Origin of the sequence: Pedobacter aquatilis (assembly GCF_032678405.1) — a bacterium.
Taxonomy (GTDB): domain Bacteria; phylum Bacteroidota; class Bacteroidia; order Sphingobacteriales; family Sphingobacteriaceae; genus Pedobacter; species Pedobacter aquatilis_A.
Window position 1 is genome coordinate 79,420 of record NZ_JAVTSJ010000008.1, and the last position, 17,824, is coordinate 97,243.

Here is a 17,824-nt window from a genome sequence, read left to right on the forward strand (position 1 = left end):
TAGCAAGCATGCCTAAACCTAACAACCATAACCACAATTTATTTATCTTAAAAATCAGCGCAGTGGCTGCACTTGGCGGACTGCTTTTTGGTTTTGATACGGCCATTATTTCTGGAGCGATCGCACATTTGGAAGCTTATTTTAAGCTCGATGCCTTGCAGCTGGGTTGGGCTGTTGGCTGCATTTTAATCGGTTGCGCCACGGGCGCCCTAATTGCCGGCAGCCTTGCTGACCGCTATGGCCGCAAGGCTACGCTCATGCTTTGTGCGCTGCTTTTTGGCTTGTCCGCAATAGGGGCTGGACTATCCACTAGCTTTGCTATTTTTGTATTCTTCCGCCTCCTCGGCGGCCTTGGCGTGGGTGCTGCTGCCATGGTTTCTCCAATGTATATCGCAGAATCTGTTCCAGCTGATTTTCGCGGACGTTTAGTCTCGCTATATCAGTTGGCCATTGTGCTGGGTATTTTACTCGCCTATGGCGCCAATTATTATTTTGAGCCATTTGCGCAAAACTGGCGCTGGATGTTTTCTTCACAGCTGCTGCCATCGGTTCTTTTCTTTGCTTTACTGCTACTGGTTCCTGATACCCCAAGGTGGCTGATGAGTAAAAATAAAAATACCGAGGCATTAGCAGTACTCCGGGCTTCCAGCCCGGAAGCTATAGCCAATCAAAACTATCAGCAAATCCTGCAAAGCTTTGAAAAAGAGAGAAGAGCTGGGCAAGCCGAGAGCCTAAAAGTCCTTTTCTCCCGAACCTACCGGCCGGTTTTGTTCACTGGAATACTGGTGGCCATCTTTCAGCAAATCACCGGCATTAACGCCATCTTGTATTATGCGCCGGTGATTTTTAAAGCCACAGGCCTCAGTCAATCGGCTGCTCTTTTACAAAGCATTGGCATTGGTCTGGTAAATGTGCTGGCCACGTTCATCGCCATTGCTTATGTCGATAAATTGGGCCGGAAAACCTTTCTTGCTTATGGCAGCCTGGTGATGGGTTTGTCCCTTAGCGGCGTAGCCGCTTGTTTTCAGTATAGCTACTATAGCCACTATTTATTGCTAATCTTTATGCTGATTTATGTGGGCGCCTTCGCCTGTACGCTGGGCGCAGTGACCTGGGTTTACCTTTCCGAGATCTTTCCTAACCGCATCCGGGCGCTAGCCATGTCGCTATCCACCTTATCGCTATGGCTTGCGGATTTCGGGGTTACTTATAGCTTTCCTTATCTCTCAAAAATGCTCGGAACCTATGGCATTTTATACAGCTATGGCTTTTGCTGCCTAATCGCCTTTTTATTTTTCTGCTTCCGCCTGCCCGAAACCAAAGGCAAGAGCCTGGAAGAAATTGAACACCTATTTATTTAACCTATGAACTTAAACCATTCCCATATCTCGGCTTCCGGGCTCAGCGTAGAGAACATCCGTTTTTATAAAGACAGCGGCTATTTAGTCGCCAGCGAACTACTTTCTCCAGCCGACATTGACCTATTGAAAGAAGAAACTGCGGCCATTTTCCGGGGAGAGCGTGGCTTGGTGGACGGCATAATGCCCATTGGAACCTTGAGCGATGAAGAAAACTTAAAACGCTACATCGCGATTCATTTCCCGCACAAAATTTCTTCACTGATAAAGGATTTTATCAGCCATCCATCGATTACCGCCATTCTGACCAAAATCATCTCCGCTAACGTTAAATGCATGCAGAGCATGCTCTTTGTCAAAGCCCCAGGCAAGGCCGGGCAAAGCTGGCACCAGGATGAGTATTACATTCCCACGCGCGATAAATCCCTCACTGGGGTCTGGATTGCCATCGATGATGCGACAGAAGAAAACGGCTGTTTGTGGATTATTCCAGGCTCTAACGTCAAAGGTTACCTCTATCCAAGAATCAAAAACCTAAGCGCGGAATATGCTGACGTGGATACCGTCGACGTATCGGCCTTCCAGCAAAGTGAGCTCATTCCCCTGGAAGTGAAAAAAGGATCGGTCGTCTTCTTTAACGGTTATACCCTGCACGCTTCGAAAAAAAACCATACCAAGGATTGCTTTCGAACCGCGCTGGTCAACCATTACATGTCCGCGGAATCCATGCTGCCCTGGGACCAGGACGGCAAACTCGAAGCAAGCGAAGATCTGCGCGACATCATGATGGTTGCCGGGAAAGACCCATACGCGTATAAAGGCACCATCGACGTGAACCGCCCGTATTTAAGACCGGAAACCCTAAAAATCAAAACCTCATGATACAGCGCTCCTTAGCCTTTTTTTACCCAAGATGGGGATCCGAAGATCTGCACTGGGAAGACTTTTTCATCAAGCTCAAGCTCGCTGGATTCGACGGTGTAGAGTGGGCGATTGACCGCTATACCAGCTCCAAAGAACTTGAAACCGTATTTAAACTCGCTGAGCAATATAAACTGGATATCATCGCCCAGCATTATGATACTTATGAAAGTGATTTTTTCCGGCACCTCGAGCTTTACTCACAGTGGCTGGAAAAGATCAGGGCTTACCCATTTTTAAAGCTTAACTCCCAGACCGGTAAAGATTTTTTTAGCCTGGAAGAGAACAAAATTCTCATTGAGTTGGCCAATGATTACGGGATACATCGCGACTTACCCGTCGTTCATGAAACCCACCGAAATAAATTTTCTTTTTGCGCCCATATCACTAAGGCCTATTTAACGGCGATACCCGAACTGGAACTCTGTTTGGACGCCTCGCATTGGGTCTGCGTTTCGGAATCCTATCTCTACGATCAGCCTGATGCAATGGCGCTGGCCCTAAGCCGCACGCGTCACATTCATGCACGCATTGGCTATCCGCAGGGCCCGCAGGTCAGTGATCCGGCCTTAATAGAATGGGAGGAAGCCACCACCGTTCACCTGGACTGGTGGCGAAAAGCAATACAGGTGCAACAAAAAATGAATACCGATGCGTCCATCACCATCACCACAGAATTTGGTCCCTATCCCTATATGGTCCAGGCTAAGGGCAAACCCATTGCTGACCAGTGGACAATAAATAACTGGATGATGACGCTGATAAAATTAAGATGCCAATGAGAAAACAGCTCAATAAACCGTTAAAAGTAATAAGCGCCAGCAAGCTGCCCATGTTGCTACTTCGCCTGCTCGCCGTTGTGAGCTTGCTTTGCCTTTTCTGGATAGGCGTCCGCGCGAAAGAATATCATGTTGCAAAGTCCGGTAATGATAGCAGCCTTGGAGATAAAGCCCACCCCTTTTTAACCATTTCCAGGGCGGCCAGCCTCGCTTTAGCAGGCGATACGATCACCGTACACCAGGGTATTTACCGGGAAATGATTTCGCCAGAAAACGGGGGCACCTCCGCTAAAAGGCGCATCCTTTACCGCGCAGCAGCCGGTGAGCGCGTAGAAATCAAAGGCTCCGAAATCATTACCGGCTGGCAGAAAAAAGGCGCGCTTTGGCAAGTCCTGATCCCTAACAGCTTTTTCAAATCGTACAATCCCTATCAGGAACTCATTTTTGGTGACTGGTTTTTTCCTGGCCGCAATAAGGTCCATACCGGCGAAATTTATTTAAGTGGAATGCCATTAGCAGAAGTAGCCCTTGCGGATAAGCCTATGAGCTGGAGTTGCGCTGTTAAAGGAGATTCTGTCCTGCTAAGCGCCAATTTTGTTGGCGTTAATCCCAATCAGTCAACCGTCGAAATTAACGTCAGGCCTTCCTGTTTTTATCCTGCTAAAACCGGGCTGAACTATATTGCCATAAAGGGTTTTCATTTTTCGCAGGCGGCCACTCAGTGGGCCGCACCAACCGCGGAGCAGATTGGCATCATCGGCACCAACTGGAGCAAAGGCTGGCTCATCGAAGGCAATACCATCTCGGATAGTAAATGCGTCGGCATTGCCCTGGGTAAAGACCGGGCCTCGGGTCACAACGTCTGGTTTGCAAACCCGGAAATTGATGGCGCTGTTCATTATAACAATATGGTGCAAAAAGTGATTCAGCAGGGCTGGTCTAAAGCCACCATCGGATCGCATCAGGTCAAAAACAATATCATTTTCCGCTGTGGCCAAGCCGGCATTGTAGGAAGTTTCGGAGCTGCTTTTAGCGAAATAACCGGCAATGATATCTATGATATTTACACCTACAGAAATTTCTGGGGCGCAGAAATCGCCGGCATCAAACTGCACGCCGGAATCGATGTACTCATTAAATCCAACCGCATCCACAATAGCCAGAAAGGCATCTGGCTCGACTGGATGAGCCAGGGGACACGTTTGGGAGGTAACCTGCTTTATGAAAACGACTTCGTGGATTTATTTCTTGAAGTCAACCATGGACCTTATCTGGTGGATAACAACTTCTTTTTATCCCGCTATAACCTTAAAGACTTAAGCGAAGGGGGCGCTTTCGTGCATAACCTTTTTGCTGGGCTACTCAGCAGGGGCAGCGACTCACGACGCACGCCGTACTTTGCGCCGCATAGCACCAAATTTATTGCCATCAAAGCGATTCAGGGTGGCGATACGCGGTTTTACAATAACCTCTTTATTGGCAACAAAGGAAAATCCTACTACAGCGAGCATTACTGGTTAAAATCTCCAGATGGCGTTGATTCGCTGGCTGGCTATGGCCTCTCGATTTACGATTCCGCCCGACTTGCTGTCCGGGCCGAGGGGAATGTATACTATTCCGGGGCTTACCCTTTAGCAAAGGAAAAGCAGCCCAAACTTTATTTTACCCGCGAACTCCCTTACCTGCTGAAAGCGGCTCAAGGCGAACTGTCTATCACCTTTTATGGGCAGGCAGTACCGAACAAACCAGTTTCCCTTATCTCCAGCGCCCAATTAGGAAAAACAGATAACGGTCATGCCTTCACTAACCGAGCAGGTAAAGCCTTCAACATTGACCAGGATTATATCGGTAATCCGCGAACCGGCGCCAGGAATTATCCAGGACCACTAAACTTTATCTCCAAGCGTCCCGTACAGCTCTGGCCTAAAACGAAACAAAATTTCAGGACAGAATAGTTATTCAGCTTATCCAAAATACACTTATAAGTACCTAATGATATGAATATAAAAACCAAACTATCCCTCTTTCTACTCGCTGCAGCCAGCCAGTTGGCCCTGGCGCAGGAAAGCTACAAAATTCAGCCCGTGGCCATTCAAACCCGCTGGGCGAAAACCGTGAGCCCGGAAAATGCGCTCAAGGAATACCCACGTCCACAGATGGTGCGTGAAAACTGGACCAACCTCAACGGGCTCTGGGACTATGCCATTACCAAAAAGGACGAAGCCAAGCCTGAGCATTTTCAGGGCAAGATTTTAGTGCCCTATCCAATTGAGTCAGCATTGAGTGGTGTAAAAAAATCCCTACAGCCTGAAGAAAACCTTTGGTATGAGCGCAGCATCAATTATAAAGCAAAAAGCGGTATGCGTACGCGCCTGAATTTCGGCGCGGTGGATTATGCCTGCTGGGTATATCTCAACGGTAAAGAAATTGGCCACCATGAAGGCGGTTATACCGAGTTCAGTTTCGATATCACCCAACACTTGAAAACAGGTGCAAATACCTTAAGCGTGAAAGTCTTTGACCCATCGGACGCGGGCATTGGCCCTAGGGGGAAGCAGGTATTGCATCCCCAAAACATTTACTATACCCCAAGTTCAGGCATCTGGCAAACCGTATGGCTGGAAGAGCTGCCCGAAAAACACATCGAAAAACTCAGCATTACCCCGGACATCGACAAAGGCCAGGTGAACGTAACCGTGAGCGCCAGCACCGAGAGTCCGGTGAGCTTAACGGTAGCAGGAAAAACCATTACCGGCACAACCAACCAGAACATTACCTTCCCAATTCCAACACCTAAATACTGGTCTCCCACGTCACCTTACCTATATGATTTAACGGTGAAACTCGGGAGCGATGTGGTCAAATCTTATTTTGGCATGCGCAAGATTTCCATCGGCAAAGATGAAAAGGGTACCGAGCGCATTCTGCTCAACAACAAACCTTATTATAACCTGGGCACTTTAGATCAGGGCTTTTGGCCAGAGGGCTTGCATACCGCGCCAAGCGATGAAGCGCTCGCTTTCGACATCAAGGCCATAAAAGCCATGGGCTTTAACACCATCCGCAAGCACATTAAAGTAGAGCCCGCCCGCTGGTATTACCATGCCGATAAAATCGGCATGCTCGTTTGGCAGGATTTCGTGCAGCCCAATCCAGGCCTACCCCCAGGAGCTAAAGAAATCTTTGAAAAACAGGGCGCGGAAATGCTGAGTCAGCTGCACAATTACCCTTCAATAGTTACCTGGGTACTGTTCAATGAAAAATGGGGTCAATATGACCAGGAGCGTTTAAGTCAATGGGTGAAACAAACTGACCCATCTAGAATCCTCAACGGGCATAGTGGAGAATACCTCTACGTCAACGGCCAGCTTCGTTCGCCCTCACCAAATGCCTACATAAATGCAGACCTGACCGATGTCCATGCCTATCCTGATCCGATGAACAGCATCAAAATGGCAGGCAAAGCGCAGGTTTGCGGCGAATTTGGCGGAATAGGGGTATTTATCCCTGATCACCAGTGGTTAACCGGCACCGCCTGGGGATATATCCAGGAAAAGCCAGCCGCCCTTAAAGCCAAATATGCCCAGATGAACGCCCAACTTAAAGCTTTTCAGACTCAGGGACTTTCCGGCTCTATCTACACCCAACCTTTCGACGTGGAAGGGGAGCAAAATGGACTGATGAGCTATGACCGGGAAGTTATCAAAATCCCCTTCACAGAGCTTCGAGAAATCCACTCGGCACTAAACCCTCAAATGGGTTCCTTGCCAGTAGTGACTGCCCAGGATGCCGATCTGACCGATCCAGCGATCCAATACCAAAAAGCGGTCGCCACCTACCTCGCTGGCGAGAAAAGCACTAAAACGCTTTCCACCATCGCCCGGGGAACTGTAAGCACCAAGGATGAAGGATTTAGCTTAATGGTTAAAAGCCAGGAAGAATTTAGAAAAGCGATGGGGAGCAGCGAATATTCAAAATTTATGGCCGCTATCCTTTTTAAAGAAGCCATCCAGCCCATGTTTAGCCAGCAAAAAAGCTGGGAAGAAATTGGGGTAAACCTCAAGACTAATTATGGCGAAGTGGGTGAAGAAACCTACCTTAAAATCAAGGCTATCGGCGCTTATAACGCCAAAGACTGGAAAGCTTTCAAGCCCGTTGCCAGTGAATACCTGGAAAAGTATGGCAAATACTTATCGACGGAGGATAAAGCGTTTTTTCAGTCCGGGATTAATCAAGCACACTAAGCAATATGAAAAAGATACTATTTGCACTTTGCTTCCTTGGCCTGCATTATTGCAGTGCGCAAGAGTCTGGCGCCATTACCGATACTAAAACCCTATGGACTTCGCCCTGCGAAGATCAGGGTCAATCCTCCACGTGTTGGTCTTATTCAGGCATGTCTTTTTTCCAGTCCGAGGTTCAGCGTATAGGAAAATTCGAGAACCTGAACTTAAGCGAAATGTTTGTTCTTCGGAATATCTATCCATTAAAAGCAGATAATTATGTGCGCATGCACGGCAAAGCTCAATTTTCTGAAGGCGGAGAATTTAGTGATGATTTGCTCTGCTTAAAACATTTTGGGCTAATGCCCCAGGAAAGCTTTCCAACCTACGGCGCGTCATACCAACCAATGGTCAACAGCGTTGATTCACTCGTGAAAAAAACCGCAATCAGCGAAACCTTAAGCCCCACCTGGAAAACAGCACTCAGTCAAATCCTTGATAGAGGACTGGGAAAACCGCCAGAGACCTTCAGTTTTCAGGGTAAGACCTATACGCCCAAAAGCTTTGCAAAAGCGCTTGGCCTGGATGCAGAAAACTATGTAGTGCTGGGTTCTTTTACCCATCAAAGCTACTATGCTAAAAATATCCTGCAGGTGCCCGATAACTGGAAATGGGAACAGTTTTACAATATTCCGCTGGATGAGCTCCTCAAGCTAGCGAGCACTGCAATAGAGAAAGGTTTCTCAGTTGCCTGGGCAGCGGACGTGACGGGCGGCTTCCAGCCAAATCAAAAAATCCAGCGCCTGACGGTCACTAATGGCGTAGAAGAATTCGTTAGCGCCGAATCCCGCCAAAGCGCCTTTGATGATTTTCATACCCAGGATGATCATGCTATGCACTTAGTTGGCTTAGGCAAAGACGCGAAAGGCAATGGCTATTTCAAAGTGAAAAACTCCTGGGGCCCAAAAATAGCCACCGGCGAATTCTTTTACGTGTCGATGCCTTATTTCAGCAAAAACACCATCAGCATTATGCTGCATAAAGATGCCCTGCCCAAAGCGCTAAAGAAAAAATTGGGTATTGCAGGCTAAGATGAAAAGAAAAAATTAGAACGCTGAGGCGTGATGATGTGAACGGGGGAAGAGGTGCAGCGATTGTACCTCGACCCTTTTTTCCAAAGCGAGCAGCGATGAACGATACAGCATTTTCATAGGTGGCTGATAGTTAGTTAGATGATTACCGGGGGTGACTGGATGGTACTCCCGGTTTCTTTCAGCAATATGGAAAGCAAAAGATTAAGGATGTATTTAAAGTCTGGGATGCCTTAAAAAAAGCATCCCTTCTTTTTTGCTTTAGCTCGGCAAAAAATGATTTTTCCTGTTAAAGGGGTTTAGTGATGAAGAAAAAATTTTATCGGTGAATAGTTATAGTGGCTTTCGAGAATACCCTTAGGTATATAGCGGGGTATTCCGGCCTTGATAAGGCCAGAACCCGTTAAGAAAAACCATTAAAATACAGACTATTGATATGGAAAAACCAGGATAAAACTTTAAAAACATTCTTGTAAGTGCTAGAGATCTGACGTTTTTGGCATTTTTTACCAGTTGCTTTTTTCCGGATAAGGCGACTGGATAGACCTGTTTGCATGCGTTTCATGCGGACCAGGATTGCTATGCACCATCTGGTTAGATGCATTATAAATTTATTTGTTTTATTGTCAATTAGTTATGGAAATATTCAATAAAAAATCACATTTCGCCGATTATTCACACCAGCGTATAATTTACGCCTCTAGCTTAGCCCTTAACCAATTGAATATAAACCAATTTCCTAGAAACAATGAGAAACATTGACTTTGCAAATGCAACATTTAAGGATTTCGAAAATCCTGCTGGAATGAGCGCTTATGAACGCGCGGCTTACTTTAATGAGTACCTGGACTACCTGGAAAAACACGGGCGTCTGAACTACCGCTTACTGGGGCTTTCTGGCAGCGGCCCGACCGTCGACATGGACATTCCAGGTTACGGCGGGCGTAAACCTTATGTCTCGCTGGTCTCCAATGACTACATGAATTTTTCCCAGCACCCAATGGTGAAAAAAGCAGCCATTGACGCCATCAGAAAATGGGGCACCAGTTCTGGCGCTTCCCCGGCAATTGGCGGGCACTATGAATACCACCAGGAACTGGAGGATAAAATAGCCAGATTCTTTCACCGGGATGCCGCCATGCTCTACACCACCGGCTATACGGCAAACTCTGCCACGATGCTCGCCCTGCTCAAGGAAAATGACCTGGCCATTGTGGACATGGCCGTACATGCCAGTATGCACGAAGGCATTGCCCCGAAGAATTCAGTTAGTTTTCTGCACAACAGTGTAGAACATTTAGAAAAGCGTTTAAAGGAAGCCTACGGAAAATATAAAACCATTTTTGTCATCGTCGACGGGGTGTATTCACAGGATGGCGATATCGCAAAACTCGACCAGATTGCCGCTTTAGCGCATGCTTACAGCGCTTACGTGGTGATGGACGATGCGCATGGAACCGGGGTTATTGGCGAAAACGGCCGCGGCGTGGTGGAAATGTATAACCTTTATGATAAGGTAGACATTATGACCGGGACCTTGAGCAAAACCTTTGGCCACCTGGGCGGCTATGTGGTCGCTTCCAAAGAACTTATCCGATTTTTAAAATACCAAAGCCGTCAGCACCTGTTTTCGGTCACTTCTTCGCCTGCTGTCATTGCAGCATCTAAAGCAATTGATCTCATTGATGAAGAACCTGATATGCGTGAAGCACTCTGGGAAAATATCCGCTATTTCAAAGATGGACTCATCGGCATGGGCCTGGATGTAGGAAATACCGAGTCGGCCATCATACCGGTTAAAGTTCGGGATTTAACCAAGACCCATCAGATAAACAGCATGTTGCTTCACGCGGGTATCTATGCCACCCCAAGCATGTACCCGGCGGTATCCAAGAAAGATTCCCGCATCCGCATGTCGCTGATGGCCACCCATACCAAATACCATCTGGATAAGGTACTCAACGCTTTTGACTACATCAAAAACAAGATCCAAATCCCACAGGCTGAAGCCCTAAATAAAGAATAAGCACGATGAATAACCCTTATTTTTTACCAACAAAATCCACCATGTCAGGAAAAAAAAATATAATCGAGCAAAGAGGACCGGGTAGGCCAAAAAAACAGGACGTCAGGGAATCCAGGGAACTGCTGCTGAACGCTGTGGGCGAAATCATTAAAGAGGAAGGGTTTACCGGCCTGACCGCCTCCAACGTTGCCCGGCGTGCCGGCGTTGCCAGGAAACTCATCTACTGGTATTATAAGAGCTTTGACGGCTTGCTCAAAACCTTTATACAGGAAAGAGATTACTGGACGCCTGTATTTAAAAAAATCGGCAAACTGCGTTCACCCGAGCGTAATACGATCCGTGATTTTTTAATCAAAATCTTCCAGGAACAATTCCGTCATTTTGCCACAGATGCTGAAATGCAGGAATTCATCCGCTGGCAGGTATCGGTTTCCATTCCGATTTTAAAAGAAATCTCCGAAGAGCGAGAATTCCAGGGTGCAGCCCTCGCAAGGCTGACCGATGATTATTTCAAGGATGGCGATATTAACCTGCGCGCAATCCTGGGCATTATCCTCGGCGGGGTGTACTACCTCAACTGGCATGCGGATAAAAACGGCTCCTCGGTATGCGGAATTGACATCAATAAGCCCAAAGACCGCGAGGCGGTCGATAAAACCATTGGCCAGCTCATTGGCTGGGCTTTTGAGAAAGCGCAATAAAGAAAATGTAAAGGGCATTTTAAGGTATTTGTTTTTTTGCATACTGCCGGGTTTCGGTAACAATACTTTTATGCCCTTTATATTCCTTGCCGCTCTCGAATAACATCATCTTTTAACTCCAAGTTTTTCCGTAATGTGTTCCTGCGCTAACCAAGGCTATACCTCGATTTGCGAGCGAATTCCTGTTGCAATTCGCTTTCAAAAACCAGCCCTGCTGCAGCCAGGTATCAACAGCGAAAAGCAAACATTCACACTAATAAAAAAAATAACGCTTCAAAACTAACCTCAAGACTATGCGTGTATTTAATTCCCAGATGCACCTGCTCACCTTCGTATTCATTGTGCTAGAATTTGGTATGCTTGTGTTTTATCAGTTGCCTCATTATCTGAGCAGGCGGGAAGATAGATCCCGGGGCTATTACCTAGTGTTACTGGTTTTATTGCTGGTATACAACGTTAGTTGCGGTTTGATGCCCGATCCGCAGATTCCTTTGCCGGTGAAATGGCAAAACATATTGGCCTACGGCAGCGGCTTTATGATCGCTTCTTATTTCCCCTATTTTTTCTATAAGAGCCTACAGCTCGACACTTTGCGCTATCATGCCTGTTTCGGCGTTCCGATTTGTATTGTGCTACCATACCTGGTGTTCTTCACGGGTTATTATCTGATCACTGAAGATTTTTCTGTCACCATCCGCTGGGGTTTACTGATTCCATTTTTATATTCCTTTATCATTCTTCGGGCAATCCTTCGCGCGATTCGGCTAAAATACCTAACTGAAAATCCGAACATACTGGTTCGTCGGTGGGAGGCGCTTACAGTTTACTGCGCGGTATTGCCATGGGTGTGTTTAAGCGTCTTTGTTTATTTCGAGGTGAGACAGTGGATTGAAATGCTCTTTACTAACCTGGGCTTTATCCTGGCCACAGCTGCCTTTATCATTCAACAGGTCAATAGACGCAAATCGGATGCAAGCATAATCGAACAATTTTACCAGTTACAGCAGCAAACTGATCCCTTTGAACAAAATCTGAAGCGGTTTAGCTTTTCCTCCCGTGAACTGGAAATTATTTATCTGCTACGGCAAGGCCTAGGCAAAAAACGAATTGCAGATGAACTTTTCATCGCTACGGCAACCGTTTCCAGACACGTGCAGAACATTTACAATAAAGCAAAGGTCCGGACCCGCTTGGAACTACTACGTAAACTGGAATCATTTTCAATTAATGGCGACCAAGCGCAGCTAAACCAAATTTGATTTGGTAGATTTCTACAGGCATTAGTGATTTTGCTAAAATGAGATTTTTTTATTCCGCTAGCCTGCCATTTCCCAATTTCGCGGCATGGATAGTCACAAACTTCCATATAGTTTTCTCTCTGAGCACCCTGATGCAACCGGGCTACAAAATCATCGGTTTTTGAGGTGAGGTTAATAATGATGTGCCAGGCGGATGCCCTGGGTAATTCACGGCAGTCGTATCAGCTGTCGTGAATTTTTGCCTTGAGAAAACTTTGCTGGCTGATTAGCTGGCAAAAAAATACAAAAGAATAGCTAAATGGAAAATGTATTAGTTATCGGCGCAATGGGCCAAATTGGTATCGAGCTTACTGCCGCCTTGCGCTTGCGCTATGGCTGGGAAAATGTTGTAGCAGCGGATATCCATACCGGGGATCATTCAGCCCTGTGTAAGCCATATGAGCAGCTCAACGTGATGGATTCAGATCAGCTCAAAGACTGCTTGCGCCGTCACGATATTACCCAGGTTTACCACCTGGCTGCAATGTTATCAGCCAAGGGCGAGATCAACCCAAAGACCGCCTGGTCATTGAATGTCGACGGCCTGTTAAATGTTTTAGATGCCTGTGTCGAGCGGGGCGTTAAAAAGCTATTTTGGCCAAGCAGTATCTCCGTCTTCGGACCTGAAATACAAAAAATCAACTGTCCCCAGGAAAATGGCAGCGTTCCAACCACCATTTATGGGATAAGCAAAGTAGCCGGCGAACAATGGTGTCAGTACTACCACCATCGCCACGGTTTGGATATCCGCTCCCTTCGCTTTCCAGGATTGATTTCTCATAAGGCGATGCCGGGTGGAGGCACCACAGACTATGCGGTGGATATTTTCCATCACGCTCTTGCAGGAAAGCCCTACGATTGTTACCTTAAATCTGATACTTTCTTGCCCATGATGTATATGGACGATGCGGTAAGAGCGGTGCTTGAACTCATGGATACGCCGGAAGAGTTAATCAAAATCCGCACTGCCTACAACCTTTCAGCGATGAGCTTTTCGCCCAAACAGCTGCACACGGAGCTCAAAAAATATTTCCCAAATTTTAAAGTCCGATACCGTCCGGACGTCCGGCAGGCGATTGCTGATAGCTGGCCTTACTCCATCAATGATACCGAAAGCTTACTGGACTGGGGATGGGAGGCGCAATACAACTTGAAGCAAATGACGGCAGAAATGCTAAGAAACTTGCGAACTGTATCCGGAACCAAGGAAGAGGAGACTGTGGCTATATCACAATTAATTGAAAAAATTGGCAGCCAGCCCTTAATGTCGTAATGCAAAGAGTAGAAGGGGCAATTTGCACAGTTCATAAAAGAAAAACCATAAATTAAATGCTTCAGGATGAGCCGTTGACGCGACAGCAAGTCTAGGAAAACTTTTTCAAGCTACATCGATAATTGCTGTTTTTTATCCTTGTCGCGACCTAAGCTCAAATCCCGTTTGAGTTTCTCCTTGCGGTTTCCTTTTTTAGCACGACCGCCTTCATCGAGTTGCGCTAATTCCTTGCGAACAAAGTCCGCCACTTCTTTTTTTATCCTTAAATAATTTACCTGCACATCCTTAATGGTCACTTTCCTAATCTCCGGAATAACCACCCAGGCTGCTTCTTCCTTTTTAATGCCCTCATGGTCATTCTGCAACTCCGCATGAAACATCTTCTGGGGGATCTTTTCCTGCGGGCTATCTGCCACCAGCCCGACAAATTCTCCTGAAGAAAGCGTTGCAATTTTGGAGGCGGGGATTGCATAATCCATTTGTGTAGATTTCGAGACAGAAACATCTGAGCTATTGATGCTTAAGGACTGGCGATCTTGCATGATCTTACCGAAAGTTTCTGACAGTTTTTTGGCGCTATCTCCACTCACCTGACCACAAAGTATATTTGCACAAATGCCCATGATAATCTCTGCCTGCTCCGCGCCATATTCCTTTTTCACCTGCTCAATAGACTGTATGCCAAGGGTGCAAGAAATTAGATTACTTCTACCGGTAGCGATGGTGGTTATTAAATTCGCCACCAGCGTCGGATACTCATCAAAGACCAGACTGCATTTTAGTTTATCCTTTTTGTTGATAAGCTTGAGCATCCGGTTGACGTAAAGGGAAAGTACCGCACCATAAGTATCAATCTTCTGTGGGTTATTGCCCATGCAAACAATTTTCGGTGCATTAGGATTATTGATATCCAAACTAAAATCATCCCCGGATAAAACGTAGTAAAGCTGGGGCGAAGAAAGCCTCGCTAGTCCAATCTTAGCCGATGCGATCTGACCCTCGAGCTGCGCCTGGGCATTGTTGCGCATCGCAGAGACAAAGGGATTGATGAGGACTTTAACCTCTACCTGTTTTTCCAGGAGTGCAAATAGCTCCTTATAACCTAGTCCAATAAGCTCAATCGCGTGGGGCAGGGTGCAATACCTGCCATTTTCATATTTGGCTAGAAACCAGATGACAGCCGTTAAAAAGTTTATAGGGGATTCGACAAAGAAATCCCCTTGCTTTTTTAGCCAGTCTTTATTTAGACCCATTAGAATAGTTCTGCTGGCTTCCGAAGCGTCTGTGATATCTTCCATGCTTTCAGGCGAAAGCGGATTGCAGCGGTGGCTACGGGACAGGTCTTCAAAATTGATGATGTAGCATTGAGGCGCAACAGGATAAGCGTTTCTGTATTTTAATAAATAATTGTAAGCTAGCCTGGTTAAGTCATCAAACTTAAAGTCATACAGGAACATACTATAACCTTTGCTGATTTGTTGGGAGATGATATGGCGTATGACAAAATAAGTCTTCCCAGCACCGCCACTTCCCGCAACCAGGATAGACCTGAAGGGATTAATGATATTAATCCAGCCCGTTCTCGTTTCCTTTTTTAGGGCATAACGCGTGGGCAGGTTGATGGAATATTCATTTTCCAAAAGTCGCTCTTCCTGCGGAAAGGTCTCATTGAGGTGGTTGAAAACATCCTGGTTTAAATTGCCTTTAATTAGCCTGGATAACCTAGCGCCACCAGTGAGCGCCATCAAATAGCCTGCAAGGGTGACCACCATATACGTTATAGCCACGGCCTGCTCATCACGCTCGAGGTATAGCGTTAAGTAGGATAGGCCGTAGATCACAACGCCCACAGCAAAATAGCTGAGTATCCAATTCAGCTTCGCCTGCTCATCCTTGCGGCCCCTTACACCGAGAAGAGAAATCAGAAGAAACAGCAATGAAGATAGCTTTGGTTTAGTTATCCCGTTCAACCAATTGATTTTGGATAGGTTATCGATAATCCGGTCAGATATTTTCGAAGTTAGTCCCCAGTGCAAAAAGACCGAATAGCAGCTCAAATAAAAATGCAAACTCAATATACAAATACTTATCAGCCGGCTGAAATCCATGATTTTGCGCAGGCCCTGCACATCTTCCCCGGTATTCATAAGCGATGGTCAATTTCCTGAACGATTTTTTTACCTTTTCGGCGTTTCTTTCGCCTTTTAATTACGCCAATCGGAGCTGGCTCGTTTGAAGTGGTCAAGTCATTTGATAGGGGTAGCGAATAGATCTTATGTTTATCAATAGAAAACTCATTATGACTATGCTTACTATTTTTATTTAAAGAAATACTTAATGATGAATTGATCTCTGCCGGAGATGATAATTTAACTGAAATCAGCTTTGCACTGTAAGCCTTGCCGAGCTCGCTGCCATTAAAGATTACCTTTCTGAAAAGATCAATATAGCTTATGCCATATAGCAGCCCTTGTGGACTTCGACGGAAAATAGGGATGAGATTCTCGGACAGGAGCGAGGCCGTAAATTCAGGAATAGTGAATAGCTTTTTTGTACTTAAAATTTTATCCAATATCGCTTTCAGCTCTGGTTTATGACTTTGCTTTTTTTCCATGTTTCTTTTGAATCGCTTATGCAGGTTTGCCATTGTAGGTTTAGCGGATATCGAACTCGCTTTGATCGGGATCCCCTTAGCCTGTCCATCACTTGAGGTGAGAAAATATTGCAAGCCCCTTTTTTCAAACATTCTACTTCCTGGTGCACCAGTATCGGCCATCACACCAAAATGTGCCAATACTGCTTTATATTCGGCGAAAGAACCGTAAGCAAATTCCTGGCTGACCCTAGTCACCAGGTTGCTTAAAGTACTTTTAGTCGGGACAGTTCCATAGTCTAGTTTTTCCAACTTTGCCCTTATCGGCTTCTCCAAACCCTCAGCGCGTATAAGATCATATTTCTCCTCAATGGCTTTCCTCGCAGGCTCTGAAATTTTCTTTCCAATATCATGTAGATCCATTCTATTCCCTTCCCGGTTAATACAGGTGGTTACGATGTGCACGTGAGGATGGGCGCTATCTTCATGGCGGTAAACCAAAAATGGCTGCTCGGAGAAACCGATCGCTTCCATATAGTCTAAAGTGATCGCCTGCAACTTTTCATCATTCGGATGTTCATTAGGGTGGAAATTCAAACTGATATGTACCGCATTGGTTTTTACCCTGGGTGATAAATCAGTTAAGTGCTTAAAGCGGTTATGTTTTTGCATGAAGTTCATTATTTCAATATCTGCGGCAAAGCCACTGGCCATAATCAGCCGCGCCTGGCCAGCATCCACCTTATTTTCATTATAATGCAGGATGCCACGGATGGATTTTCCCGTTATGATTTTTGCAACCATAGCGCTGAGAGTTTATTCACTAGTTTTAGCAACTCTTTTATCCTCTCGTCTACTTTTTGATAGCAAGCGGAAGTTTGTTTCACATAAAAAGCTTTTTCCGAACTGCTTTTCGCGGCATGGAAGTAATGCGTTTGCTGGTTAATATTAATTCCGATGGCTTTAATTTCTTTGCGGATTAAAGCCAGCTCCTCCATAGGCCCATTCATGCTGATGTCCTTATGTAATAAGGTTATTGGCTCTTTTGAAAGTATTTTTCGGGCCAGCTCGCAAATGCTTCGACAGTTGCTTTGCTTTTGCAAACCAGTCAGTCTTAAATACACTTTTTCACTGACCCTAACGCGAATCAGTTTGGTCAGTCGCTTATCATTACCTAGCTTTGGTCTACCCATTCTTAAATGTTTTAAGGCATAACGAGTTCCGAGTAAATGCCAAAACCACAAGGTTTTCAAGATGTTTGTGTCTACAAAACTACATCTTGCTGCACGCACACGCGGGCCAATGCGATCCTATCGGAACTGGTTATAAGTCCGCTTTTTCCAAAAAAATAAAATATGTTAAGCGTTAGGTGCTAGTTTCCCCCTTTTCACCTTGCAGCCACTAAATATTCTCGAGTGGAATGCTTGCACGCAGCAGTTGCCGGATGCGTTGCCGTGGTAATGTATTCACTTTTTTTAGATTCAGATAGGGCGCTCCATTGAACTTTCTTCCTCTGACTTCTTGTGCCTTTCCCTTTTTTATCTTTTCAGAATGACTTTCC

The 17,824-nt window shown here is 45.9% G+C and carries 13 protein-coding genes; 10 read left to right on the plus strand and 3 right to left on the minus strand.

The genetic code is table 11. The features are described from left to right. Positions 1-8: 8 nt before the first annotated feature. The 10 genes from R2R71_RS19580 to R2R71_RS19625 all read left to right on the plus strand — a co-directional run bounded on the left by R2R71_RS19580 (position 9) and on the right by R2R71_RS19625 (position 13,670). A complete protein-coding gene (locus tag R2R71_RS19580) occupies positions 9-1,361 on the plus strand; it encodes a sugar porter family MFS transporter (protein ID WP_316832978.1) in 1,353 nt (450 codons plus the stop codon). A 3-nt stretch (positions 1,362-1,364) separates the two neighbouring features. After that, entirely contained in the window at positions 1,365-2,240 is an 876-nt protein-coding gene (locus R2R71_RS19585; RefSeq protein WP_316832979.1) for a phytanoyl-CoA dioxygenase family protein, read from the plus strand. Next, positions 2,237-3,061, plus strand: a complete 825-nt coding sequence (locus tag R2R71_RS19590) for a sugar phosphate isomerase/epimerase (RefSeq protein ID WP_316832980.1) — start codon at positions 2,237-2,239, stop codon at positions 3,059-3,061. The genes R2R71_RS19585 and R2R71_RS19590 overlap by 4 nt, the downstream gene beginning before the upstream one ends. After that, complete coding sequence (locus R2R71_RS19595) at positions 3,058-5,013, plus strand: right-handed parallel beta-helix repeat-containing protein (RefSeq protein WP_316832981.1); 1,956 nt, start codon at positions 3,058-3,060, stop codon at positions 5,011-5,013. The genes R2R71_RS19590 and R2R71_RS19595 overlap by 4 nt, the downstream gene beginning before the upstream one ends. A gap of 42 nt (positions 5,014-5,055) precedes the next feature. Beyond that, positions 5,056-7,302, plus strand: a complete 2,247-nt coding sequence (locus R2R71_RS19600; RefSeq protein WP_316832982.1) for a glycoside hydrolase family 2 protein — start codon at positions 5,056-5,058, stop codon at positions 7,300-7,302. 5 nt (positions 7,303-7,307) lie between these two features. Then, a complete protein-coding gene (locus tag R2R71_RS19605; protein WP_316832983.1) occupies positions 7,308-8,372 on the plus strand; it encodes a C1 family peptidase in 1,065 nt (354 codons plus the stop codon). A 748-nt stretch (positions 8,373-9,120) separates the two neighbouring features. Beyond that, on the plus strand, positions 9,121-10,398 hold the full coding sequence (locus R2R71_RS19610) for an aminotransferase class I/II-fold pyridoxal phosphate-dependent enzyme (protein ID WP_316832984.1): 1,278 nt from the start codon (positions 9,121-9,123) through the stop codon (positions 10,396-10,398). A 5-nt stretch (positions 10,399-10,403) separates the two neighbouring features. After that, positions 10,404-11,099, plus strand: coding sequence for a TetR/AcrR family transcriptional regulator (locus R2R71_RS19615; protein WP_316832985.1), 696 nt, complete (start codon positions 10,404-10,406; stop codon positions 11,097-11,099). 293 nt (positions 11,100-11,392) lie between these two features. Continuing rightward, positions 11,393-12,358 carry a helix-turn-helix transcriptional regulator gene (locus tag R2R71_RS19620; protein WP_316832986.1) on the plus strand — a complete coding sequence of 322 codons (966 nt, stop codon included), beginning with the start codon at positions 11,393-11,395 and terminating at the stop codon, positions 12,356-12,358. A gap of 298 nt (positions 12,359-12,656) precedes the next feature. Beyond that, positions 12,657-13,670 (plus strand): NAD-dependent epimerase/dehydratase family protein, encoded by a 1,014-nt coding sequence (locus tag R2R71_RS19625; protein ID WP_316832987.1) that lies wholly within the window; start codon positions 12,657-12,659, stop codon positions 13,668-13,670. A 110-nt stretch (positions 13,671-13,780) separates the two neighbouring features. Here the strand turns inward: R2R71_RS19625 and mobC are convergent, their stop codons facing one another. From mobC to R2R71_RS19640, 3 genes are read right to left on the minus strand one after another with little or no spacing between them, the layout of a single operon-like run. After that, on the minus strand, positions 13,781-15,817 hold the full coding sequence (gene mobC / locus R2R71_RS19630; RefSeq protein WP_316832988.1) for a conjugal transfer protein MobC: 2,037 nt from the start codon (positions 15,815-15,817) through the stop codon (positions 13,781-13,783). Then, entirely contained in the window at positions 15,814-17,067 is a 1,254-nt protein-coding gene (locus R2R71_RS19635; protein WP_316832989.1) for a relaxase/mobilization nuclease domain-containing protein, read from the minus strand. Before R2R71_RS19635 ends, mobC begins: the two co-directional genes overlap by 4 nt. Further along, on the minus strand, positions 17,049-17,516 hold the full coding sequence (locus R2R71_RS19640) for a mobilization protein (RefSeq protein ID WP_316832990.1): 468 nt from the start codon (positions 17,514-17,516) through the stop codon (positions 17,049-17,051). The genes R2R71_RS19635 and R2R71_RS19640 overlap by 19 nt, the downstream gene beginning before the upstream one ends. Positions 17,517-17,824 lie beyond the last annotated feature (308 nt).